This is a genomic window from Niallia sp. WK069_GA_01 (genome assembly GCF_983173855.1).
Genome location: NZ_OZ470138.1, coordinates 194,180 through 218,056, shown reverse-complemented (window position 1 = coordinate 218,056; position 23,877 = coordinate 194,180). Strand labels below are relative to the sequence as shown.

At 34.2% G+C, this 23,877-nt stretch carries 21 protein-coding genes; 8 read left to right on the top strand and 13 right to left on the bottom strand.

The window, feature by feature from the left end; translation table 11 throughout:
- Positions 1-37: 37 nt before the first annotated feature.
- The 3 genes from ychF to AC5LWL_RS01135 form a co-directional block, all read right to left on the bottom strand.
- Positions 38-1,138 carry a redox-regulated ATPase YchF gene (ychF, locus tag AC5LWL_RS01145; RefSeq protein WP_493432632.1) on the bottom strand — a complete coding sequence of 367 codons (1,101 nt, stop codon included), beginning with the start codon at positions 1,136-1,138 and terminating at the stop codon, positions 38-40.
- A 621-nt stretch (positions 1,139-1,759) separates the two neighbouring features.
- Entirely contained in the window at positions 1,760-1,957 is a 198-nt protein-coding gene (locus tag AC5LWL_RS01140; protein WP_493432631.1) for a DUF951 domain-containing protein, read from the bottom strand.
- Positions 1,958-1,965: 8 nt separating this feature from the next.
- The gene (locus AC5LWL_RS01135) at positions 1,966-2,835 is read right to left on the bottom strand and encodes a mechanosensitive ion channel family protein (protein ID WP_493432630.1); all 870 of its coding nucleotides are present in this window, start codon (positions 2,833-2,835) and stop codon (positions 1,966-1,968) included.
- 383 nt (positions 2,836-3,218) lie between these two features.
- Here AC5LWL_RS01135 and yyaC point away from each other — a divergent pair, with 383 nt between their 5' ends.
- Positions 3,219-3,836 (top strand): spore protease YyaC, encoded by a 618-nt coding sequence (gene yyaC, locus AC5LWL_RS01130; RefSeq protein WP_493432629.1) that lies wholly within the window; start codon positions 3,219-3,221, stop codon positions 3,834-3,836.
- Between the two features lie 622 nt (positions 3,837-4,458).
- Here the strand turns inward: yyaC and AC5LWL_RS01125 are convergent.
- The 6 genes from AC5LWL_RS01125 to mnmE all read right to left on the bottom strand — a co-directional run bounded on the left by AC5LWL_RS01125 (position 4,459) and on the right by mnmE (position 11,892).
- The gene (locus AC5LWL_RS01125) at positions 4,459-5,313 is read right to left on the bottom strand and encodes a ParB/RepB/Spo0J family partition protein (protein ID WP_493432628.1); all 855 of its coding nucleotides are present in this window, start codon (positions 5,311-5,313) and stop codon (positions 4,459-4,461) included.
- Complete coding sequence (locus AC5LWL_RS01120; RefSeq protein ID WP_493432627.1) at positions 5,306-6,067, bottom strand: ParA family protein; 762 nt, start codon at positions 6,065-6,067, stop codon at positions 5,306-5,308. The genes AC5LWL_RS01125 and AC5LWL_RS01120 overlap by 8 nt, the downstream gene beginning before the upstream one ends.
- Positions 6,068-6,604: 537 nt before the next feature.
- Positions 6,605-7,492 carry a nucleoid occlusion protein gene (noc, locus tag AC5LWL_RS01115; protein ID WP_493436508.1) on the bottom strand — a complete coding sequence of 296 codons (888 nt, stop codon included), beginning with the start codon at positions 7,490-7,492 and terminating at the stop codon, positions 6,605-6,607.
- Positions 7,493-7,809: 317 nt separating this feature from the next.
- A complete protein-coding gene (gene rsmG, locus AC5LWL_RS01110) occupies positions 7,810-8,529 on the bottom strand; it encodes a 16S rRNA (guanine(527)-N(7))-methyltransferase RsmG (protein ID WP_493432626.1) in 720 nt (239 codons plus the stop codon).
- Positions 8,530-8,561: 32 nt separating this feature from the next.
- A complete protein-coding gene (gene mnmG / locus AC5LWL_RS01105) occupies positions 8,562-10,442 on the bottom strand; it encodes a tRNA uridine-5-carboxymethylaminomethyl(34) synthesis enzyme MnmG (protein WP_493436507.1) in 1,881 nt (626 codons plus the stop codon).
- A 64-nt stretch (positions 10,443-10,506) separates the two neighbouring features.
- Positions 10,507-11,892, bottom strand: a complete 1,386-nt coding sequence (mnmE, locus tag AC5LWL_RS01100; RefSeq protein ID WP_493432625.1) for a tRNA uridine-5-carboxymethylaminomethyl(34) synthesis GTPase MnmE — start codon at positions 11,890-11,892, stop codon at positions 10,507-10,509.
- 618 nt (positions 11,893-12,510) lie between these two features.
- On the opposite strand from mnmE, the gene AC5LWL_RS01095 reads away from it, so the two are divergent.
- Positions 12,511-13,653, top strand: coding sequence for an IS110 family RNA-guided transposase (locus AC5LWL_RS01095; RefSeq protein ID WP_493432573.1), 1,143 nt, complete (start codon positions 12,511-12,513; stop codon positions 13,651-13,653).
- Positions 13,654-14,058: 405 nt separating this feature from the next.
- Here AC5LWL_RS01095 and jag read toward each other — a convergent pair whose 3' ends face one another.
- From jag to rpmH, 4 genes are all read right to left on the bottom strand, one after another.
- On the bottom strand, positions 14,059-14,706 hold the full coding sequence (jag, locus tag AC5LWL_RS01090; protein ID WP_493432624.1) for an RNA-binding cell elongation regulator Jag/EloR: 648 nt from the start codon (positions 14,704-14,706) through the stop codon (positions 14,059-14,061).
- Entirely contained in the window at positions 14,703-15,464 is a 762-nt protein-coding gene (gene spoIIIJ / locus AC5LWL_RS01085; protein WP_493436506.1) for a YidC family membrane integrase SpoIIIJ, read from the bottom strand. The genes jag and spoIIIJ overlap by 4 nt, the downstream gene beginning before the upstream one ends.
- A 119-nt stretch (positions 15,465-15,583) precedes the next feature.
- Positions 15,584-15,934: a ribonuclease P protein component gene (gene rnpA / locus AC5LWL_RS01080; protein ID WP_493432623.1), complete on the bottom strand. Its 351-nt coding sequence runs from the start codon at positions 15,932-15,934 to the stop codon at positions 15,584-15,586.
- Positions 15,935-16,254: 320 nt separating this feature from the next.
- Positions 16,255-16,389 carry a 50S ribosomal protein L34 gene (gene rpmH / locus AC5LWL_RS01075; protein ID WP_152116169.1) on the bottom strand — a complete coding sequence of 45 codons (135 nt, stop codon included), beginning with the start codon at positions 16,387-16,389 and terminating at the stop codon, positions 16,255-16,257.
- A gap of 801 nt (positions 16,390-17,190) precedes the next feature.
- On the opposite strand from rpmH, the gene dnaA reads away from it, so the two are divergent.
- The 6 genes from dnaA (at position 17,191) to gyrB (ending at position 23,791) form a co-directional block, all read left to right on the top strand.
- Positions 17,191-18,537 carry a chromosomal replication initiator protein DnaA gene (dnaA, locus tag AC5LWL_RS01070; protein ID WP_493432622.1) on the top strand — a complete coding sequence of 449 codons (1,347 nt, stop codon included), beginning with the start codon at positions 17,191-17,193 and terminating at the stop codon, positions 18,535-18,537.
- 186 nt (positions 18,538-18,723) lie between these two features.
- Positions 18,724-19,857, top strand: a complete 1,134-nt coding sequence (dnaN, locus tag AC5LWL_RS01065) for a DNA polymerase III subunit beta (protein ID WP_493432621.1) — start codon at positions 18,724-18,726, stop codon at positions 19,855-19,857.
- Between the two features lie 331 nt (positions 19,858-20,188).
- A complete protein-coding gene (gene yaaA / locus AC5LWL_RS01060; RefSeq protein ID WP_493432620.1) occupies positions 20,189-20,401 on the top strand; it encodes a S4 domain-containing protein YaaA in 213 nt (70 codons plus the stop codon).
- Positions 20,402-20,416: 15 nt separating this feature from the next.
- Positions 20,417-21,535: a DNA replication/repair protein RecF gene (gene recF / locus AC5LWL_RS01055; protein WP_493432619.1), complete on the top strand. Its 1,119-nt coding sequence runs from the start codon at positions 20,417-20,419 to the stop codon at positions 21,533-21,535.
- Between the two features lie 17 nt (positions 21,536-21,552).
- Positions 21,553-21,801 carry an extracellular matrix regulator RemB gene (gene remB, locus AC5LWL_RS01050; protein WP_493432618.1) on the top strand — a complete coding sequence of 83 codons (249 nt, stop codon included), beginning with the start codon at positions 21,553-21,555 and terminating at the stop codon, positions 21,799-21,801.
- 58 nt (positions 21,802-21,859) lie between these two features.
- Entirely contained in the window at positions 21,860-23,791 is a 1,932-nt protein-coding gene (gene gyrB / locus AC5LWL_RS01045; protein ID WP_493432617.1) for a DNA topoisomerase (ATP-hydrolyzing) subunit B, read from the top strand.
- The last annotated feature ends 86 nt before the right edge of the window (positions 23,792-23,877 follow it).

Below are 23,877 nucleotides of genomic sequence, written 5' to 3'. Positions count from 1 at the left end.
ATAAACCCGAAGCTGCATCCATCAGATAATTATATTTTTAAACATTAAAGCGGAAATGAATGATATCTCCATCTTTTACAAGATATTCTTTTCCTTCTAAGCGTACTTTTCCTGCTTCTTTTGCCGCAACCATATTGCCGCTTGCCAATAAATCATCGTAAGAAACCGTTTCAGCGCGGATAAATCCTCTTTCAAAGTCAGAATGAATAACGCCTGCACATTGAGGAGCTTTCATGCCTTGAATAAATGTCCATGCACGCACTTCTTGTACACCTGCAGTAAAGTAAGTAGCTAAACCTAATAAATGATAAGCCGCACGAATGAGCTGATCTAAACCAGATTCCTCAATTCCCAGCTCTTCAAGGAACATTTCTTTTTCTTCCCCTTCAAGCTCTGCAATTTCTTCTTCTATTTTTGCACAAATAACAATTACTTCTGCCTGTTCATTTGCCGCAAATTCTTTTACTCGCTTAACATATTCATTGTTTGCAGCGTCTGAAATTTCATCTTCTCCTACATTTGCTACATATAAAACGGGCTTAATAGTTAGCAAATGCAAACCTTTTGCAATTTTAGCCTGCTCTTCTGTAAATTCTACTGTTCTAGCCGGCTTTTCCTCTTCAAAAGCTATTTTCAGTTGTTCTAGCACTTCTAACTCAGCCAAAGCATCCTTATCTTTTTGTTTCGCCATTTTTCCGACACGGCCAATTCTTTTTTCCACAGATTCTAAATCTGCAAGAATTAACTCTAAATTAATGGTTTCAATATCAGAAATTGGGTCTACTTTTCCGGATACATGGGTAATATTATCATCAGCAAAACAACGAACAACTTGGCAAATCGCGTCTACTTCACGAATATGAGATAAAAATTTATTTCCAAGACCTTCACCTTTGCTTGCACCTTTTACAATTCCAGCAATATCTGTAAATTCAAAAGTTGTCGGCACCGTCTTTTTCGGTTGCACTAATTCTGTTAATTTTGTTAAACGCTGATCTGGTACTTCTACAATTCCAACATTCGGATCTATTGTACAAAACGGATAATTAGCCGATTCTGCTCCTGCTTGTGTAATTGCATTAAACAATGTTGATTTCCCAACGTTAGGCAATCCTACTATTCCAGCTGTTAATGCCAATATTGTCACTCCCCTATATAAACCTTCTAATTAACGGACAATAGAAGGCAATTTTAATTTACTTATAAACCTCTAACAATTATAGATTCAACACTAAAAAAAGACAAGTAGCCGTCCTTAAGCTACAGGTTATTTCTCTTGGGTCATTTATAAAACAAGCTGAAGCACCATTCCCCCACACCAGAATGCAACTATTCTAATAAAAAACAAAAAAAGCATGAATCAATTTTCATGCTCAAAATGTCCAAAAAAAAAATAAAATTGTAAAATATCTGGCTCTTAAAGACCTTTAATTATCGAAGCAAACAGAATGTACTCAATCGACGTATATTCTCTCTCTCAATGGGTTCGCAGCCGGAATACACTTCGCTTTCCATGGGGCGGGCGCCGAGCCTCCTCGGAGTAAACTCCTGCGGGGTCTCGCCTGTCCCGCAAATCCCATAGGAGTCTTCGTGTATTCCGGCTGCTCCCTGCTTCAACATATCAACGAACTTAATCAAACTGCTGCCTATTTTCATCGTCCATGGTGCAAATTTGTTGCATGGTGGGCTATCCTGAAAATAGGCTTACACACCCAATTACTCTGCAGCGTTTAACCCTCTTTTCAGGAGCGCTCATAAATTATTCTTCGTGCTTCACCAAAACCTTCTTCATCTTTCTTGAAAATTCTTTCCTAGGAATTAAAACACTATGACCGCAGCCCTCACATTTAATTCGAATATCCATACCCATCCGAATAAGCTTCCATCGATTTGTCCCACAAGGATGGGCCTTTTTCATTTCCACAATATCATTTATTCCATACTCTTTCGGCTCCATATTTCCTCCTAATTACTATTATCAGGTTTAGAATACATAACTAATTTTGGATAAGGACTTTCAATACCATTTTCATCCAACACATTTTTTATTTCTTTTCTTAATATTCTTGAAACCGCAACTTGTTGTGTCGGTAATGTTTCTGCTACAATCCGAAGAACAATTTCAGATCCTTGAATACTTTGAATACCTAAAAATTCAGGCGCGCCAACAATTTGTTCATATTTACCTTCTAACGTTTTTATATGCTCTTGAATTACACTTTCAGCTCTATTTATATCTCCTTGGTAGGCAATACTAATATCTACTACTGCCTTGCTATTATTAACAGAGAAATTTGTTACTTCCACTATACTACCATTTGGTAAAATATTCACCTCACCAGTATAGCTTTTTATTTTTGTAGTTCGAAGTCCAATTTCTTCAACAGTGCCTTCAAAAGTACCAATTCGAACATAGTCTCCCACAGAAAACTGATCTTCAAATATAATAAAAAATCCTGTAATAACATCCTTAACTAAACTTTGAGCACCAAAACCTACAGCCAAACCAACTATTCCAGCACCAGCTAATAACCCCTGTACATTTATATCAAAAACAGATAATATCGCCATAGCTGAAATAAAATAAACTACATATCTAATAGTATTTTCAAGCAGCTTCGCCAGAGTTGCCTCACGTCTTTCTGTTATTCGAATAGCAGAATGAGTACGTATTTTAAAAATATTTTTTATTGCTAATTTTCCTAACCTTATTAAGATAGTGCTTACAATAAGGATTATAACAATTCTTAGTGCGCCTCTACCTATATTTATCCATAAATTTTCATTAGTAAAAAGCTTCAATCCATTAGAAAGCCCCTCTTCTAATTTATTCACTATTTCCACCTCTTCTTCTAAGATTGATGCATCCCAATTATTCTTTTATGTAAAATGGATTCTTATATTTCAACTAACTTATTCTTCTTATAAAATAAATTTATTTTAACAGGTTTTCACCAGACTTTGTAGTAATAATATAGGGAATGACTATTGACTTACTTATTAATCATTACACCTTCTTTTTCCCCTTTTCAAAGGAATTACTACTGGGTATGTATAGAATACAATATATTTCCGTATACTGTTACTACTATAAAAATTCTAGGTTTTTTTATTTTCCAATAGAACATTTTCATATCATAAATTTTCACCCTAAATAAAAGAATTAATTAGATTGAAATGCCCTATTTTTAGTCTTATGTGATAAAGGAGTTGATCTAATGACCATATATTCTAATCTTTTTGAGAAAAACGAGCTTCCAGTTAGGATTGCTTATAATGAACAATTAGCATCTTATAAACTTGCAGACTCTTTATCTAATTATTTACCCCCTACTACATCCAATCAACCTATTGTATTTGTGTGTATTGGAACAGATCGATCAACTGGAGATTCATTAGGTCCACTTATTGGTACTTTATTAAGTGAAAAAAATATAACTCCTTTTAACGTTTATGGCACATTAGATGATCCTATCCATGCACTTAATCTTGAAGAACGTTTAAAAGAAATTTATAAACTCCACGAAAACCCTTTCATCATTGGCATCGATGCTTGTTTAGGAAGAATGAAGAGTGTGGGAATCATTCAACTAGGAGATGGTCCAGTAAAACCTGGGAGTGGTGTAAAAAAAGAACTTCCGCATGTTGGTGATATTCATATAACTGGCATTGTAAACATTAGTGGATTTATGGAATTTTTAGTGTTACAAAATACCAGATTAAGCTTAGTCCTAAATATGGCTAAAACGATTTCAAAAGGAATATATCACTCCAGTTTACGCTATATGAATACAGCAGAACTAAAAGAGTTTCCACTAAAGGAGCGACCAGTATAATCAATCACTTATATTATTGTAATAATGCTGTTTTCTTGAGTATCTTGTCTAGTATTATTAAAATGGTAAATATTGTAATAATACTTTTTTCAATATTTCTATCTAAAATGTTCTTTTAGCAGGTCTTTTCTAAGCGATTGTTGTTTTTAACCAGCGTTTGTAAATTAAAAATGTTGGCAAAATAGGCTGCTTGAAGTATAAAGTAAGAACATCATAGACTAAGCTTACTTGTTTAATAACAAATTTCCAGCATATCCGTGGTTTCCGTAAGTTAATGGGAAAAGTGCGTGGCGCCTTGTTTAACTTCGAAGAAAAACATTCTCCTGACTCAAAAAGTGTTTTTTATTTTTAGAGGCAGGAGGCAATACTCACTGGGGTTATACATGCATCACGTCCTCCCCTTATACATCCTGAACGTCAGAGCTAGACACTTGCCAGACTTCAGAAACTTATACTCTCTTCCTTTACCAAAAAAAAACGGAAGCACCTATTCCTGATAAAAATAAGACAAACTTCTCAGAAAAGTGATTATCACCTTTTCAAGAGAATCACTTGGATATTCAGGAGAGAAGTGCTTCTATTAGAGCAGAATACATGTATAAACTAAGCGGAAAATCCATTATTAATTGTTTTCTATTGTAAACAATTGTAATAATCTTTCCAAGTCTTCTTCTGAAAAAAACTCAATCTCTATTTTTCCTTTATTTTTTGCCTTTTTAATATGGACAGTAGTACCAAATTTTTCACGTAAATAGGATTCTTGCTCTTTAATAAAAACACTTTTTGATTCTTTTTTTTCCTCATTTGTTTCACGTGGAACATTTTCATTCATTTGTTGAATTAAATGCTCTAGCTGTCGAACATTCAATGCTTCTTTTATTACCTTTTCTACGACTAATGAAAGTTTTTCTTTGTTTTTTAAACTTAACAAAGCTCTTCCGTGCCCCATAGACAAGGTTCCATTTGAAATAAAATCTTGAATCGATTTAGGCAGTGATAATAATCGAACATGATTCGCTATATGTGGTCTGCTTTTTCCAAGACGCTTTGAAAGTTCTTCTTGTGTTATTTTTTGTTTCTTCATAAGCAATTGATAAGCAAGAGCTTCTTCTATCGGAGATAAATCTTCTCTCTGAAGATTTTCTAATACAGCTAATTCCATCATTTGTTTTTCTGATAAATCACGAACAACTGCAGGAATTACCTCAAGTTTTGCTTCTTTTGCTGCACGATATCGACGTTCACCAACAACGATTTCAAACCCTCTAATACTTTTCCGAACAATTATCGGCTGTAATATTCCATGCTCTAATATTGATGCTTTTAGTTCTTCAATTGCTTCCTTCTCAAAGACTTTTCTTGGCTGATAAGGGTTTGGTCGAAGTTCTTTTATACTTATTTCTTTAATAACTTCTTCCTGTTCTACCTTCATACTTGGAAAAAAAGCATCAAGACCTTTACCTAATCCCTTAGCCACTAGTTACCACTTCCTTTGCCAATTCTAAATAAACTTCTGCCCCCCGAGATTTTGGATCATAAATAATGATAGGTTCCCCATGACTTGGAGCTTCACTTAATCGAATATTTCTTGGAATAATGGTTTTATATACTTTATCTTGAAAATATTTTTTTACTTCTTCAATAACCTGTAAACCTAAATTTGTTCTAGCATCCAACATGGTTAAAAGAACGCCTTCAATGGCTAATTCATGATTTAAATGTTTTTGCACAAGTCTCACAGTATTCAATAATTGACTTAATCCTTCCAATGCATAATACTCACATTGAACTGGAATTAAAACTGCATCAGACGCAGTTAAGGCATTAATCGTCAGTAACCCTAAAGATGGCGGACAATCAATCAATATATAATCATAATTATCTTTTACTTCTTCAAGGGCTCTTTTTAAGCGAACTTCTCTTGATATGGTAGAAACAAGTTCAATTTCTGCACCAGCTAGCTGAATGGTTGCTGGAATAACTTGAAGGTTTTCGACATTTGTTGTTTTAATTACTTGTTGTGCTTCCAAATCATCTACTAATACATCATAAATACAATAGTCTACATCTGCTTTTTCTATTCCTACTCCACTAGTTGCATTCCCTTGTGGATCAATATCTACTAATAATACTTTTTTCCCGATATATGCTAAACAAGAGCCAAGATTGACTGAGGTAGTTGTTTTGCCAACTCCCCCTTTTTGATTAGCAACCGTAATTATTTTTCCCATGATGTCACCTACCTTTATTACCATAAAATAAAATAAACATGCAAGGCGTCTATAATAGTAGCTCCGAAACGTTCAATCGTCCACTTCCATACGGCGCTTTAAGCAAAAAAGTTATACATTTATAGAACATAGATTGATATTTACTATTTGTTATGATTTATATAGCCAAATTCCGCTCTCATTAGCATAATATAACTATATATGTAACCATGTATATTATTTTATCATGAAAATTACTAAATATCGTCTTTTTTTCAAGCAATGTTTTTTTCTTACAGTATGGATAGTGCTTCCTATCCACTTATAAAGGATAAATTCTCCTATATTTTTAATTAAATAATAGTAATAAAAAGGAAAATAAAAAGGTTTCTCTTAAAAACGATTCGAATGAACGAACAAAAACTCAATAGGAGTTCCATTATATTCTACAAATTATGATTAATTAGATAAAAGCTCTTTTAAACAGAAAAAAAGTGAGAAATTAAACCAAAATGGTTCATATCCTCACTAATAAATGATATAAAATAGACTATTTTATTATTTCTTCTTCGGTATCTTTATTGTAAATTGATAAAAATCATCAAATTCTTCTTCTTCTGCATTAAGATTAATGCCACTATCAGAAACCATTGTTAATGATTGTCGAATCGTGTTAACTGCTATACGCATATCTTTACTAAAAGCTCTGCGCTTAGGTTTTGGCTTTTTTTCAGATTGTTCAAGCATCTTTAGCACTCGTTCTTCTGTTTGCTTTACATTTAGATTCTTTTCTATTATTTCTTGAAGTAAATGTACTTGTTTTTCTTTTTCCTTTAATGGAATCATAGATCTTGCATGTCGCTCAGAAATTTGTTTATTTAATAAAGCTTCCTTAATTTCTTCTGGAAGTTTTAATAGTCTTAATTTATTAGCTACTGTTGATTGTCCTTTTCCGAGCCTTTGTGCAAGTGCTTCTTGAGTTAAATTATGTAATTCTAATAATTTACCATAAGCAATTGCTTCTTCTATAGGAGAAAGCTCCTCGCGTTGGAGATTTTCAATTAACGCAACAGATGCTGTTTCTGTATCGCTCATATTTTTAATAATGGCAGGAACTTCTTCCCACCCTAATTTTTTCATAGCTCGCCATCTTCTCTCACCAGCTATGATTTCATATTTATCGGTTTCAAATTCTCTTACTACAATCGGTTGAATAATGCCATGTGTATGGATAGTTCTTGATAATTCTTCAATTTTTTCATCATCAAATACCGTTCTTGGCTGAAAACGGTTTGGAACAATTTGATTTATAGGAATTTTATTAATCTCCTCATTGCTCCCCAACTTCTCCAACTCCTCATTAGCATCTTCTGCTCCAATTTGAATTGCTTCCGTTTGATCTTCCTTTTCGCCTAGGCCAAAAAAGCGTGAGAAAGAAGGCTTCATCACCCTGCACCACCTTTACGAAACTCCCTATTACATATTCTCTAAAATGAATAGCATGTCCTGCAAATTATATTAATTTATAGAGGTTGTTCAAAAAGTCCGGTAAAATGACACGTCGAATTTCTTCGTTGGCTTCTTGGTCCTTTTTATCCTTCTTTTTGAAGACGCACTTATAATAAGAAACTTCTCGAATTTTCATAGAATTTGCCATTAATAGTTATATTATATAGTAGTTAAGAAAAATGATATAGTCCTAATAAGAAAGATTCATTTTGCTTCACCTGTCTAGAATAGCAAGGGACAGGTGAAGCAGCTATTTATTCAATTGGTTCTTTATTAGGCGTACCTGGTTTCCTTGGATATTTCTTTGGCGTTTGTTTTTCTTTAACGATTATTAATATGTTTCGTTCACTTTCTTCTTTTGGTAAAACAAAAGAATGTGTCGTCACTAGTTTCCCGCCTAAAGTAGAAATTGCCTTTTGACCTGCTTGTAACTCTTCCTTCGCACTTGCAGCTTTCATTGCAATAAAGGTGCCTCCCACTTTTACAAGTGGTAAACATAATTCACTTAATACAGATAGCCTGGCTACTGCTCTAGCAGTTACAATATCAAAGCTTTCTCGATATTCTTTGTTTTTTCCAAAGGTTTCAGCACGGTCGTGAATAAATTCTACTTCTTCTAATTGAAGCATTTTAGCCAAATGCTCTAAAAAATGAATTCTCTTCATTAAAGAATCTACTATTGTTACTTTTAAATCTGGAAACACAATTTTTAATGGAATACTTGGGAATCCCGCTCCTGCTCCAACATCACAGACCGTTGCAGGCATCTTTAGTCCATCAAAATAAAACGCCGCAGTGATAGAGTCAAAGAAATGTTTTAAGTACACATCTTCTTTCTCTGTAATAGCAGTAAGATTCATTTTTTCGTTCCATTCTACCAATGTTTGAAAATACGTTTCAAATTGCTCTAGCTGCTTCTCTGAAAGGATAATTCCTTTTTCTGCAAGCATTTGAATAAATTTTTCTGTATTCATAATTGAACCCTTTCCATCTAATTAATGGTGTATTAAACTCGTGCAATGCGGCCTTGTTCCAAATAAACTAAAAGAATCGAAATATCTGCTGGATTCACACCTGAAATTCTTGATGCTTGTGCTATAGACAATGGGCGAACAGTTTTGAGTTTCTGTTTTGCTTCGGTCGCTAGACTTGAAATAGCATCATAATCAATATTTTCCGGTATTTTTTTGTTCTCCATTTTTTTCAATCTATCTACCTGCTGTAGAGATTTTTCGATATATCCTTCATATTTAATTTGGATTTCCACTTGCTCCATTACATCATCTGTTAGTGGCAGCTCACTTGGTGCTAACAGGTGAATATGGCTGTAGTTCATTTCAGGTCTTCTTAATAAATCGGCTGCACGAATACCGTCTTTTAATTCACTTCCACCTTGATCTTTAATAACTTGTTGAACTCGCTCATTTGGTTTTAATATAATCTCTTTTAAACGCTGTTTTTCCTGTTCTATTAACTGTTTTTTCGCTGTGAATTTCTCATAGCGCTGTTTTGAAATTAATCCGATTTTTTCTCCGATGTCTGTTAAACGTAAATCTGCATTATCATGACGAAGCAATAAACGGTATTCTGCTCTAGATGTCAAAAGTCGATAAGGCTCATTGGTTCCTTTTGTTACCAAGTCATCAATTAATACCCCTATATAAGCATCCGAGCGACTTAGAATCACTTCTTCTTTGCCCAAAGCTCTTAAACCGGCATTTATTCCTGCCATTAGCCCCTGGCCAGCTGCTTCTTCATATCCAGATGTTCCATTAATTTGCCCAGCAGTATAAAGGTTTTGGATTTTTTTCGTTTCCAATGTTGGCCACAGTTGAGTAGGCACAATGGCATCATACTCGATCGCATAACCAGCACGCATCATTTGTACCTTTTCCAAACCAGGAATTGTTCTTAATATTTGCTGTTGCACATCTTCCGGTAAACTAGTAGATAATCCTTGAACATAAACCTCTTGGGTATTTTTCCCCTCTGGTTCTAAGAAAATTTGATGTCTCGGTTTATCATTAAAGCGCACCACTTTATCTTCAATAGATGGACAATAACGCGGTCCAGTTCCTTTAATCATTCCTGAATACATTGGGGAACGGTGTAAGTTCTCATCAATAATCTGGTGAGTTGTTTCATTTGTATAAGTTAACCAACATGGAAGTTGATCTGTAATATATTTGGTTGTTTCATACGAAAATGCTCTTGGTACATCATCGCCAGGCTGAATTTCTGTTTTGCTGTAGTCAATGGAATGACTATTTACTCGAGGAGGGGTACCTGTTTTAAAACGCACTAAATCAAAACCCAACTGTTGTAAATGTTCAGATAAACGGATAGAAGGCTGTTGATTATTGGGACCACTTGAATATTTTAATTCGCCAAGAATAATCTCGCCACGAAGATAAGTTCCTGTTGTAACAACCACCGTTTTTGCCGTAAACACAGCACCTGTTTTTGTTACTACTCCTTTTACTACATTATCTTCAACAATCAGCTCTTCAACCATTCCTTGAATAAGCGTTAAATTAGGTTCGTCTTCTAATGTTTTTTTCATCTCATGCTGATACATATATTTATCTGCCTGTGCTCTTAATGCTCTGACTGCTGGCCCTTTTCCTGTATTCAACATTCTCATTTGGATATATGTTTTATCGATGTTTTTCCCCATTTCACCGCCTAGGGCATCAATTTCTCTTACTACAATTCCTTTAGCGGGTCCACCAACTGATGGGTTACATGGCATAAAAGCAACCATATCAAGGTTAATAGTTAACATCAATGTTTTTGCGCCAGTTCTTGCGGATGCTAGTCCTGCTTCACAGCCTGCATGTCCTGCTCCAATAACAATGACATCAAAACTACCTGCTTCGTATTGCATCATGCTGCCTCCTTTATTTCTATTTCTTCTTTAAGAAGAATTTGAATCAATTACAGTACGCTTACTATTTTCCAAGACAAAATTGTGAAAATAATTGATCAATTAAACTTTCATGAACACTGTCACCGATTATCTCGCCAAGTATTTCCCATGTTCTCGTTAAATCTATTTGAACGATATCAATTGGAGTACCCATTTCTACTCCTGTAATTGCTTCATTTATAGATTGCTTCGCTTGATTTAGCAAGGATATATGTCTTGTATTAGAAACATAGGTTATATCATTTGCCTCAATTGCCCCTTCAAAAAATAGAGTGGAAATCGCTTCTTCCAGTTGGTTTACTCCATTATCTTCTAAAAGGGAAGTAGTTACCATTTTTTGATTATCTGCAAGTTCGCGAATCTTATCCATGTCTATTTTTTTAGGTAAATCCGTTTTGTTGACTATAACAATATAATCCATACCTTCTACTGCTTTAAATAAATTTATATCTTCATCTGTTAAATCATCTGCATAATTTAGAACTAATAGAATGAGATCTGCTTCTTTTAAGACTTGACGTGATTTTTCTACGCCAATTCTTTCGACAATATCTTCTGTTTCCCGAATTCCTGCGGTATCAACCAGTCTTAGCGGGACTCCTTTAATATTGACGTATTCTTCGATAACATCTCTAGTTGTTCCAGGAATATCTGTAACAATTGCCTTATTTTCTTGAACTAACGTATTCAATAAAGAGGATTTTCCTACATTCGGTCTTCCTACGATAACAGTAGATAATCCCTCTCTAAGGATTTTCCCTTGCTGAGATGTTTGTAATAATTTATCTATTTCTGATTGGACGAATCTTGATTTCGTTAACATCATTTGATGAGTCATTTCTTCTACATCATCGTATTCTGGATAATCAATGTTCACTTCTACTTGAGCTAATGTTTCAAGAATTTCTTGTCTTAATGTCTTGATTAATTTAGAAAGTCTTCCTTCCATTTGTCCGAGTGCTACATTCATTGCTCTGTCTGTTTTTGCTCTAATTAAATCCATTACAGCTTCTGCTTGTGATAAATCAATACGACCATTTAAAAATGCCCTTTTTGTAAATTCACCTGGTTCTGCCAACCGTGCTCCATGAACTACCAACAGCTGAAGGAGACGATTTACAGAGGCAATGCCACCATGACAATTTATTTCAACGACATCCTCTTTCGTAAAGGTCTTCGGCCCCTTCATAACAGAGACCATTACTTCCTCCACTAACTCGTTTGTTTCTGGATCTATTACATGTCCGTAATGAATTGTATGACTTGGCACTTCACTTATTTTCTTATTGCTGATGCTTTGAAAAAGTTTATCTCCTATCATAAATGCATCCGGTCCACTAACTCGAACAATCGCTATCGCTCCCTCGCCCATTGGAGTCGATATAGCAGCAATCGTATCAAAATCCATTATCTTCACCTCTATTCTTTGAACTTTTTCTTATCTATATATTAAGCATGACGCAAATAGTAATTTCTTTATTACAAGATTATAGATTAACATATCCACAACTATTTACAAAGAAAAAAATCTACACACTTATCCACATTAATACATTTTATTCTTATACCATTCTATCTTATCCACATGTGAATAACAATAAAACTACACATAAAACAGACAAACATCTTTTATCATCATTTTAAAAGTACGTACAGCTGAGCTTTCCTGTTATAGAGGACTGATTTTTTCGTGCGGGGTTTTAAAAACAAAAGCTGCTTTTGAACTCCTTGCCTCTTTTTAATAAGAAACACACATGATTTCACACTCACACCCCGGCATGAAAATTTTTTCTAAGCCGGGGTTTTACTTTTTTGTCCATTTTTCCATACTGATTAATGCTATGGGAAGTAATCTTTACGTGCGCTTTTGTGGTGGTTCGACCCTGTATAAGAAACTGTTTGGAATTTGCCTTGTGTACACCCCTTTGTTGACTCTTCAATTTTTGAGGATGATCACGTACAGAAAAATGCTGTTTGACCAAGCTTATTCCACTTTCCATAGACACTACTTTGGAGGTTGTTTTATTTGGACATTTTATTAACCCATTGTGCCGGAATGGATGTTCATCAAAAAGAGATTGTAGTTTGTGCCCTAACTGGCACTAATAATGAATCCATTCAAAAAGAAACCAAGACTTTTTCCACTTTAACCAAAAGTTTATTTGATTTATTAAAGTGGTTAGAAGAAAAACAAATTACACACATTGCTCTGGAAAGTACCGGAATCTATTGGAAGCCGGTATACAACATCCTTGAAGGATATTTCGATATTACTGTGGCCAATGCCCAACGTATTAAAAACGTTCCTGGTCGTAAGACCGATGTTTCAGATGCAGAATGGATTGCCAAGCTTCTTCGTCATGGATTGATTGAAAAAAGCTTTGTCCCTTCCCAAGATCTTCGGGAATTAAGAGATTTGAACCGTTTACGCAAGAAATGGGTTGGTAACTTAACAGCTGAAAAAAATAGAATTTCAAAGGTCCTCGAATGTTCAAACATAAAGCTTGGTTCAGTTATTTCTGATATCTTTGGGGTTTCTGGACGTAAACTTTTGAAACAGTTAGTCGATAATGGATACCTTGATAAGGCTGATGTTGATGCCAATATCCATCATTCTCTCCGCAAGAAGGCTGATACCATTTCCGATTCTCTTTTCGGAACATTAAATGAACATCAAATGTTTATGATTAAAAGCTCTTGGAATCATATCATGTATTTGGAAACTTCCATTCAAGAACTTGAAAATAGGATAGATACCCTGCTTCATTCCTATCAAGAAGAAAAAGAAATACTTTTATCTATCCCAGGTATAAAGGAACACACAGCTGCTGTTATTATTGCGGAAATCGGAACAGATATGAGCCAATTCCCTTCATCAAGACATTTAGCTTCTTGGGCTGGTGTATCACCTGGCAATAATGAAAGTGCTGGTAAAAAGAAAAGTTCCAAAAGCGTTCAAGGAAACCCACATATAAAAGCTGCTCTTTGTGAGGTTGCTTGGGCTATATCAAGGTCGAAAAATACCTCAATGTCAAATGTTTTTTGGTCTCTATCTGCAAGAAGAGGAAAGAAAAAAGCTTTACAGGCTATTGCACATAAAGTTTTAAGAATTATATATACCCTATTTATTAATAAGCAACACTTCTCTGAACCACGTCTAGCTGGTTAGACGACCTTCCATTACAATACTCTATTAAGGTTGTGATTTTTTTAAAAAATTGAGGTCACACCCTTTCTTTACTATTGTCTTTTTTCTAGAAGTCCACGCTTCAAGATTTTCTTTACACCAAAATCCTGTACCCGCCCTATCAAATAGAACACGTTACTGTATTATACAGATACCCAGAATAGCCACTCGCCCGTTTTATTTTCACAGAAAAAGCGCAAGAACCTTGAAAACAGCTCTGAAGAAAAATATTCACATGACTCAAAAAGTGCTTTTTACTTTTAAAGGCATGGGGCAATACTCACAAGAGCTAGACACTTGCCAGACTTCAGAAATCTTATACTTTCTAACCTAAAAAAAATACTCAAAAAGAGAATTAATCTCCTTTTGAGTATTTTGACTGCTTCTTTATTTTTTATATGGACGTAGTTTTTTTTCTGCTTTCACCGGTGAAATAATAATATGCCGATTCTCATGTTCGCCAGAAGAAAAGGTCTTGATACCTTTAACATGCACTAATGCACTATGAATAATTTTTCTCTCCTCTGATGGCATAGGTTCTAGTGAAAGTTCCTTATTTATTCTTTTAGCCTTGTTAGCCATCCGCTCAGCAAGGTGAATTAAGGATTCTTTTCGACGCAAACGATATCCTTCTGCATCCAATTTCACATTATAATATTTAGTAGACTCCCTATTAATTACCAATTGAGTTAAATATTGTAGAGAATTAAGTGTTTGTCCTCTTTTTCCAATCAATAGTGCAATTTTTTCACCAGATAATTGAAATAATATATTCTTTCCTTCTTGCTTCAAAGCAATATCAACCGTTACTCCCATTTTACTGCAAACGTCTAATAAAAAATCTTTCGCATGATCGATTGGATTCATCAGCTGCTTTACTTTTACTACAGCAGAGCGAGCTCCAAATCCAAAAAATCCTTTTTTTCCTTTATCAACAACAATGATTTCGGCTTGATTCTTTGTTGTTTTAAGTTGAGCTAAAGCTGATTCCACTGCTGCTTCGACAGTTTGTCCTGTAGCAGTTACTTCTCTCACTTTTTCGCTCCTCCTACTTTACCGGTTTCTGGTATTTTCTTTAGTTCTGGACCTTTTATGAAAAAAGTTTGAATAATAGTGAAAATATTCCCAATTACCCAGTATAAAGAAAGTGCAGCAGGAAAGTTAAAAGCAAATACTAATATCATAACTGGCATAATATATTGCATCATCATCATTTGTGGATTTTGACCAGCCATACCAGTCATCGTCATTTTTGTTTGAATAAAAGTAGTTATACCCGCAAGAATTGGTAAAAGATAGATAGGATCTGCCTGCCCTAAGTTAAACCATAAAAATTCATGTGAAGCAATTTCTCTTGTCCGGGAAATAGCGTGATAAAAACCAATCAGTATTGGCATCTGTACAAGTAATGGGAAACATCCAGCAAGAGGATTCACTTTATTTTCCTGAAACAACTTCATCGTTTCCTCTTGAAGCTTTTGCTGTGTTTTCTGGTCCTTTGAGCTGTATTTCTTTTTCAAGTTTTCCATTTCTGGCTGAATTGCCTGCATTGCTTTACTATTTTTGGTTTGTTTAATCATTAAGGGTAAAATAACTAAACGTACTAAAATGGTCACAATAATAATCGAAAGACCATAACTTCCACCAGCAAATTCTGCTGTTTTTATAATTAACTGTGATAATGGATAAACAATGTATTCATTCCAAAATCCTTCACTTTCAGATGTAATCGGCTTATTAAACTCCGAACACCCTGTTAAAATGGTCACTAAAAATAGAAGACCTACTAGCATAAACAATTTCTTTTTCAACCGCCAAATCCCCCTATAGTTTATAATTTTTTCAGATAAAATAGATTTATGCACTAATTGTATCTTAATATCCCATTATAGGAAACGCTTTATATCCATTTTTATGCTTTCTTTCGTTTCATTACTTTTGCAATCTTTAACACATGATTTAAACTTTTCAAGATTTCTTCATAATTCATATCAGAAACAGGCTTTCTTGCAATAATAACATAATCCGCTTCCTGATCGAGCAGATTCTCCAGCTCTAAAAATACCTGTCTTATATATCGTTTAATTTTATTTCTCATGACCGCATTGCCAATCTTCTTACTAACCGATAAGCCAATGCGAAAATGCTCTTGTCCCATTTTCGGTAGCTTGTATACAACAAATTGTCGATTCGCAAATGATTGACCTTTTTTAAATATTAGTTGAAATTCCTTATTTTTCTTTATTCTAAATTCTTTCCTCAACTTATATACTCCTTCTATTTCTTCCATCCTTCTGAATCTATTGTATTTATATTACACTTTCTTATTTGTAAGCAAATCATTAAGATAGCAGATTCAATTAATCTCTATAAAAAGTTTATTCGGATTAAGAAAAATACAATTACCCCTCTAAGAAAATAGTATATGTCATAAGTTTAAGATGAAAATAATCCAGGCTGCTCGACAAATAATTTCGATCAGCCTGGAATGTCTGCAAATTGTACTTTGTCTACATTCTGAATAATTCTTTATTCTTTACATAATACTGATATTAGAAAAAAGACCACTGACGTTTCAGTGGCCTAAGCTGATAATACTTTTCTTCCTTTACGTCGACGACGAGCTAAAACATTACGTCCGTTCGCGCTGCTCATACGGCTGCGGAATCCATGAACTTTACTTCTTTTGCGTTTATTTGGTTGAAAAGTTCTTTTCATTTTATATGACACCTCCCTGAGGAATAGCTGTTACAGACAGTCCTTACAATTATATAAACTTATACGTTTAATTGTCAACTATTCATTTAATTTCTTTTCTTTCCCTGCATGTTTTCTTTTTACTTGGCCACACTATTTTTATCCTTTTAGCTTTCAAAAGATCATAATCATTTTTTCTGTTTTCCTAATAAATATCTACTTTTGAACTGCCAGATTAAACCACACTTCGCTTTTCAGGAGATCTGTGTATCTTTAGGCTACTAAGAATTACTTCTCCTCTTTTTTCTAACTTATTCTTATAGAAATATTATCTTCTTTTCTAATTCTATTGTCACCAAAAAAATTTTTTTTATTGCTTAATTTTAATGTAATCAGCCCACTTTTTTTATCTGTGGATAAATTTCGACAAGCTTCTACTCTGTCCACAACAGTTATTTACAGGTTTTTAACAAAACCATAATCTGTGGACATTTTTTATCAACAGAATGTTATGCTTGTGGATAAGATATGAAAAACCATTGCAGTTATTATGATTTTTTGATATTATAGTTTTGTTTTCACATTTGAATAATTTCTGTGCATAACTACATTATCCACAGATTGTGGATAATCTGTGGACAGGTTATTCACTATACTTGGAGAAAGTTGTCCACAAATGGTGGATACTGTCGAAAATGCTCTTTATTTCCTTATTATATATTTTTCCACAGTTAAAAAATCATATTTTATAATAGCAGATTCCTTTTGAAGAAAAATCTGTTCTTTTCAGCACGCAAATAACTAGAAAAGGAGGGAAACTTATTGGAAAATATTGCGGATTTATGGAACAGTGCCCTCGCTAAAATAGAAAAAAAGATAAGTAAACCTAGTTTTGATACTTGGTTAAAAGCAACAAAGGCGCACTCATTACAAGGAGATAGTTTAGTAATTACCGCTCCAAATGAATTTGCACGTGATTGGTTAGAAGAACGTTATTCCCAACTTATCTCAGGAATACTTTATGAAATAACTGGCGAAGAACTTGGCATAAAATTTATTATTCCTCAAAATCAAAAAGAAGAAGAATTCGATCTGCAAATTTCCGCTAAACAAAAGAAAAAAACGGAAGAATCTTCAGAATTCCCGAAAACAATACTGAATCCTAAATATGTCTTCGATACTTTTGTCATTGGTTCAGGTAATAGATTTGCACATGCTGCATCCTTAGCAGTAGCAGAGGCGCCAGCGAAAGCATATAACCCTCTCTTTATTTATGGAGGCGTTGGTCTTGGAAAAACTCATTTAATGCATGCGATAGGGCATTATGTATTAGATCATAACCCTTCTGCTAAAGTTGTTTATTTATCATCTGAAAAATTTACTAATGAATTTATTAATAGCATTCGAGACAATAAAGGTGCCGAATTTCGGAATAAATATCGAAATGTAGATGTTCTTTTAATAGATGATATTCAGTTTTTAGCTGGAAAAGAATCAACACAGGAAGAATTTTTTCATACTTTTAATACTTTGCATGAGGAAAGTAAACAAATTATTATCTCTAGTGATCGCCCTCCAAAAGAAATTCCAACATTAGAGGATCGATTACGCTCACGATTTGAATGGGGACTTATTACAGATATTACTCCTCCCGATTTAGAAACAAGGATTGCCATTTTAAGAAAAAAAGCAAAAGCAGATGGCCTTGATATACCTAACGAGGTCATGCTTTATATTGCCAATCAAATTGATACCAATATTCGTGAATTAGAGGGTGCACTTATTCGAGTTGTTGCTTATTCTTCTTTAATTAACAAAGATATTAATGCCGATTTAGCAGCGGAGGCTTTAAAAGATATTGTTCCTAGTTCTAAACCAAGAGTTATCACGATTCATGATATTCAAAAAGTGGTTGGAGAACATTTTAGTATTAAATTAGAAGATTTCAAAGCAAAAAAGAGAACAAAATCCATCGCTTTCCCAAGGCAAATTGCCATGTATTTATCTAGAGAATTAACCGATTTCTCTCTTCCGAAAATTGGAGAAGAATTCGGCGGAAGAGATCATACAACCGTTATTCATGCCCATGAAAAAATTTCTAAATTACTAGTAGCAGATTCCCTGTTGCAAAAACAATTAAAAGAAATCAATGAGATCTTAAAAATATAGATAGAATAGTGTGCATAACTTATTGGTACTTAGACACAGTCTATCCACATGTGGATAGACTGTGTTTCCTTTAAAAAACCGACTTATCCACAAATTAACAGGGCCTACTATTATTACTACTATATTTTTAAATAAAATATTATTAAATAATGCGATTAGAAATTAAAGAAATCGGAGGATCAATTCATGAAATTTATCATCCAAAAGGATTATCTTGTACAAAGCGTACAGGATGTTATGAAAGCAATCACTAGCAGAACAACTATTCCAATTTTGACGGGAATAAAAATAGTTGCAACAACAGAGGGTGTAACATTAACAGGAAGTGATTCTGACATTTCGATTGAGTCATTTATTCCGAAAGAGGAAAATGATACAGAGATAGTGCAGATAGAAAAAGCTGGATCTATTGTTTTACAAGCAAAGTTTTTCAGTGAAATCGTAAAAAAACTTCCTACAAGTCAAGTAGAAATTGAAGTGGATAATTTACAAACGGTTATTCGATCAGGAAAATCTGAATTTAATTTAAACGGTCTAGATTCTGAAGAATATCCTCATCTACCGCAAATCTCAGAGCAGAATATTTTTAAGATACCTACTGATCTTCTTAAAAATATTATTAAACAAACGGTATTTGCAGTGTCCACCTCAGAAACACGTCCGATATTGACAGGTGTAAACTGGAAGGTGGAAAACAGCGATCTAATCTGTATTGCAACAGATAGTCATCGTCTTGCCTTAAGAAAAGCAAAAATAGATTCTATTGCAGATCAATCTTATAATATTGTTATACCAGGAAAGAGTTTGAATGAACTGAACCGTATTTTGGATGATGATAACGAGCAAGTGGAAATTGTCGTGACAGATAATCAAGTTTTATTTAAAACAAAACATATTCTGTTCTTTTCACGATTATTAGAAGGAAATTACCCAGATACAAATCGATTAATACCAACAGAAAGCAAAACGGATATTGTTGTAAATTCAAAAGAATTTCTACAAGCGATTGATCGTGCTTCTTTGCTGGCCCGTGAAGGAAGAAATAATGTCGTGAAGTTTTCAACTTTAAAAGGGGATTTTATCGAAATATCTTCTTTTACGCCGGAAATCGGGAAAGTAGTAGAAGAATTAGCGAGTGAATCAATCAATGGTGAAGAATTGAAGATTTCTTTTAGCGCTAAATATATGATGGACGCCTTAAAAGCTTTAGAAGGTACAGAGGTTAAAGTTAGTTTTACTGGAGCGATGCGCCCGTTTGTGATTCATCCAATGAATGATGAATCGATATTACAGCTAATTCTGCCTGTTAGGACGTATTAAAAATAGACACCCTTTATGTTTATGTATAAAATTTAAGCATAAAGGGTGTTTTCGATAAGTTGACACCACCAAAGACATAATGGATGTGGCGTTATAATTTGTGAACTTCTTCGGAGGTTTACGGATAAAAACACACTTAATCGCTTGGCTAACAAAAATCCACCTCTGCGCAAAACAATAAATATGCTATCATCTTAGAAAATTTATTGATAAAAGCCTGCTAAATACCCCATTTAACCGCTAAAAAGAAGAAATCTTACAGTTTCCTTTGTGTATCCAACAAATATTTAGTAAAATAGAAAGATACGATTAAACTTGAAAGAGTGGAATAATGACTAATCAAATTAAAATAGATACGGAATATATTACCTTAGGTCAATTTTTAAAAGTAGCAGAAATAATACAATCAGGCGGAATGGCGAAATGGTTTCTGAGTGAGTACGAAGTGTTTATCAATGGTGAACAAGATCAGCGGAGAGGAAGAAAACTTCGTTCTGGCGATACTATTGACATTCCTTCATTCGGCCAATTTACTGTTTTATAAAAAGGATGAAACCATATGTTTATTGAACAGTTACTTTTAAGAAATTACCGGAACTATGAGCATTTAGAAGTCGATTTCGAGAATAAAGTAAATGTTATTTTAGGACAGAACGCGCAAGGAAAAACCAATGTGATGGAGTCTATTTATGTATTAGCAATGGCTAAGTCCCACCGTACATCAAACGATAAAGATCTTATTCGCTGGGACTCAGAATATGCTAAAATAGAAGGTAGGTTACAAAAAACACATGGGCATTTACCCATGCAATTAATTGTGTCTAAAAAGGGCAAAAAGGCAAAGTACAATCATATTGAACAACGTAAACTAAGTCAGTATATTGGGAACATGAATGTTGTTATGTTTGCTCCAGAAGACCTTAATTTAGTAAAAGGAAGTCCACAAGTCAGACGGAGATTCATTGATATGGAGATTGGACAGATTTCCCCTGTATACTTACACGATATGGGACAATATCAAAAAATATTACAGCAGCGGAATACGTATTTAAAACAATTGCAATCCAATAAACAAACTGACCATACAATGCTTGATATATTAACTGAGCAATTTATTCAAATAGCAGCTAAAATCGTAATGAAACGTTACGAATTCCTCCACCTATTAGAAAATTGGGCAGTTCCTATCCATAAAGGAATCTCAAGAGGCTTAGAAACATTAAAAATTCAGTACAAACCCTCTGCAGATGTATCAGAAGAGCAAGATTTGTCGAAAATGATGGAAGTATACGAAGAAAAGTTCTCCAATTTAAAAAAAAGAGAAATTGATAGAGGGATGACGTTATTCGGACCTCATCGTGATGATTTGCTCTTTTTTGTGAACGAAAGAGATGTACAAACTTTCGGTTCTCAAGGACAACAACGAACAACCGCATTGTCGATTAAAATGGCTGAAATTGAATTGATACATTCTGAAATTCGAGAGTATCCTATTCTTTTGTTAGATGACGTACTTTCTGAATTAGATGACTATCGTCAATCCCACTTATTAAATACAATTCAGGGAAAAGTACAAACCTTTGTAACAACAACGAATGTAGATGGAATCGATCATCAAACATTAAAAGAAGCATCAACTTTTAGTGTAGAATCAGGCAATATTCAAAAGATTCAATAAGGTTGAGGTGGAAAAACATGTACGTTCATATTGGAGAAAATATACTAGTTAGAGCTTTAGATATTGTTACTATATTAAATAAACAGACAATGGCTTCTTCTGAAGTGACGGTAGAATTTTTGGAAAAACAGAAAAAAAGAATTGTACATGCAGAAAATAGTTCATGTAAATCAATTGTCATCACAAGAGATGCTATCTATTTTTCGCCTATAGCTTCAAATACATTAAAAAAAAGATCGTATAAATTAACGGTACAGGAATATTAACTTGTATTTATTGTAATAAAAGTAAAATTGGATGTTAATGGAAAGTTAGGTGATCGATATGTCAATGGAACAAAATCCTGTTGAACAACAATCGTATGACGAAAGCCAGATACAAGTTTTAGAGGGACTAGAAGCAGTCCGTAAAAGACCTGGTATGTATATTGGATCTACTAGCGGAAAAGGTCTGCATCATTTAGTATGGGAAATTGTCGATAATAGTATTGATGAGGCGTTAGCAGGCTATTGTAGTGAAATTAATGTAATTATTGAAAATGATAATAGCATTACTGTTAAAGATAACGGTCGTGGCATACCGGTAGGAATTCAAGAAAAAATGGGTAGGCCTGCTGTGGAAGTAATCATGACTGTTCTCCATGCTGGAGGTAAATTTGGCGGGGGCGGTTATAAAGTTTCAGGTGGCTTACATGGTGTAGGTGCTTCGGTTGTTAATGCGCTTTCTACAGAATTAGAAGTTTTTGTTCATCGAGATGGCAATGTTTATTACCAAAAGTATGAAAAAGGTGTACCTAGTGCTGATTTGAAAATTATTGGTGAAAGTGAAACAACTGGTACTATTACCCGTTTCAAACCAGATGGTGAGATATTTAAGGAAACATTAGAATATGATTATGAAACACTTGCTAATAGAACCAGAGAGCTGGCTTTTTTAAATCGTAATATACGAATTACCATCGAGGATAAAAGAGAAGGCAATGAAAAAAGAAAAGAATACCACTATGAAGGCGGTATAAAATCTTATGTTGCTCACTTGAATCGTAATAAAGAGGTTGTATTTGAAGAACCAATTTATATAGAGGGAGAAAAAGATGGAATCACTGTTGAAGTAGCCCTTCAATACAATGACGGATTTACAGGGAACATTTTCTCTTTCGCAAATAATATTAATACACATGAAGGCGGTACACATGAAGCTGGTTTTAAAACGGCTTTGACAAGAGTAGTGAATGATTACTCAAGAAAAAATGGCCTTTTAAAAGATGCAGAAGCCAATCTTTCTGGTGAAGATGTACGAGAAGGGTTAGTAGCGATTGTATCGGTTAAACATCCAGATCCACAGTTTGAGGGACAAACAAAAACAAAATTAGGTAATTCTGAAGTACGAGCTATCACGGATACTACCTTCTCAGAGCATTTTGAGAAATTTTTATTAGAGAACCCTTCTATAGCCCGGAAAATCGTCGATAAAGGCCAAATGGCACTAAGAGCGAGAATAGCAGCGAAAAAGGCACGGGAATTAACTCGTCGTAAAAGTGCTTTAGAAGTATCCAGCTTACCAGGTAAACTGGCAGATTGTTCGTCAAAAGACCCAGCGATTAGTGAACTATTTATCGTAGAGGGAGATTCTGCTGGAGGATCTGCTAAATCCGGAAGAGATCGTCATTTCCAAGCTATCTTGCCATTAAGAGGTAAAATATTAAATGTAGAAAAGGCTCGTTTAGATAGAATTCTTTCTAATAACGAGGTAAGATCGATGATAACAGCGATTGGAACAGGTATCGGGGATGATTATGATATTTCGAAAGCTCGATATCATAAAGTAGTCATTATGACAGATGCAGATGTTGATGGTGCGCATATACGAACACTATTACTAACATTTTTCTATCGCTATATGAGAAAAATTGTAGAAGCAGGCTATATTTATATTGCGCAGCCTCCTCTTTATAGTATAAGACAGGGTAAAAAGATTGAATACGCTTATACAGATACTCAATTAAAAGAAGTCCTAGCTACGTTACCAGCAACACCTAAACCGAATATTCAGCGGTATAAAGGATTAGGAGAAATGAATGCAACTCAGCTTTGGGATACAACAATGGATCCGTCTGTAAGAGTACTGCTTCAAGTTAGTTTAGATGATGCTATAGAGGCAGATGAAACATTTGAAATGCTAATGGGGGATAAAGTGGAGCCACGCAGAAACTTTATTGAAGAAAATGCTGTTTACGTTAAAAATCTAGATATATAAAACTGCCCAAATTGCTACCAAAAGTAATAAAGGGAGTATTTATGTGTTCTTTTGAAACAGAAACTTAATGGAAAAAGAATAACTTT

What these genes read in the sequence shown, in the direction of transcription:
- AC5LWL_RS01140 (WP_493432631.1), bottom strand. Translation starts at nt 1,957, where the DNA reads ATGGAGCCGAAAGAGTATGGAATAAATGATATTGTGGAAATGAAAAAG.
- yyaC (WP_493432629.1), top strand. Translation starts at nt 3,219, where the DNA reads ATGACCATATATTCTAATCTTTTTGAGAAAAACGAGCTTCCAGTTAGG.
- AC5LWL_RS01120 (WP_493432627.1), bottom strand. Translation starts at nt 6,067, where the DNA reads ATGGGAAAAATAATTACGGTTGCTAATCAAAAAGGGGGAGTTGGCAAA.
- noc (WP_493436508.1), bottom strand. Translation starts at nt 7,492, where the DNA reads ATGAAGCCTTCTTTCTCACGCTTTTTTGGCCTAGGCGAAAAGGAAGAT.
- rsmG (WP_493432626.1), bottom strand. Translation starts at nt 8,529, where the DNA reads ATGAATACAGAAAAATTTATTCAAATGCTTGCAGAAAAAGGAATTATC.
- mnmG (WP_493436507.1), bottom strand. Translation starts at nt 10,442, where the DNA reads ATGCAATACGAAGCAGGTAGTTTTGATGTCATTGTTATTGGAGCAGGA.
- mnmE (WP_493432625.1), bottom strand. Translation starts at nt 11,892, where the DNA reads ATGGATTTTGATACGATTGCTGCTATATCGACTCCAATGGGCGAGGGA.
- spoIIIJ (WP_493436506.1), bottom strand. Translation starts at nt 15,464, where the DNA reads ATGCTAGTAGGTCTTCTATTTTTAGTGACCATTTTAACAGGGTGTTCG.
- rpmH (WP_152116169.1), bottom strand. Translation starts at nt 16,389, where the DNA reads ATGAAAAGAACTTTTCAACCAAATAAACGCAAAAGAAGTAAAGTTCAT.
- dnaN (WP_493432621.1), top strand. Translation starts at nt 18,724, where the DNA reads ATGAAATTTATCATCCAAAAGGATTATCTTGTACAAAGCGTACAGGAT.
- yaaA (WP_493432620.1), top strand. Translation starts at nt 20,189, where the DNA reads ATGACTAATCAAATTAAAATAGATACGGAATATATTACCTTAGGTCAA.
- recF (WP_493432619.1), top strand. Translation starts at nt 20,417, where the DNA reads ATGTTTATTGAACAGTTACTTTTAAGAAATTACCGGAACTATGAGCAT.
- remB (WP_493432618.1), top strand. Translation starts at nt 21,553, where the DNA reads ATGTACGTTCATATTGGAGAAAATATACTAGTTAGAGCTTTAGATATT.
- gyrB (WP_493432617.1), top strand. Translation starts at nt 21,860, where the DNA reads ATGTCAATGGAACAAAATCCTGTTGAACAACAATCGTATGACGAAAGC.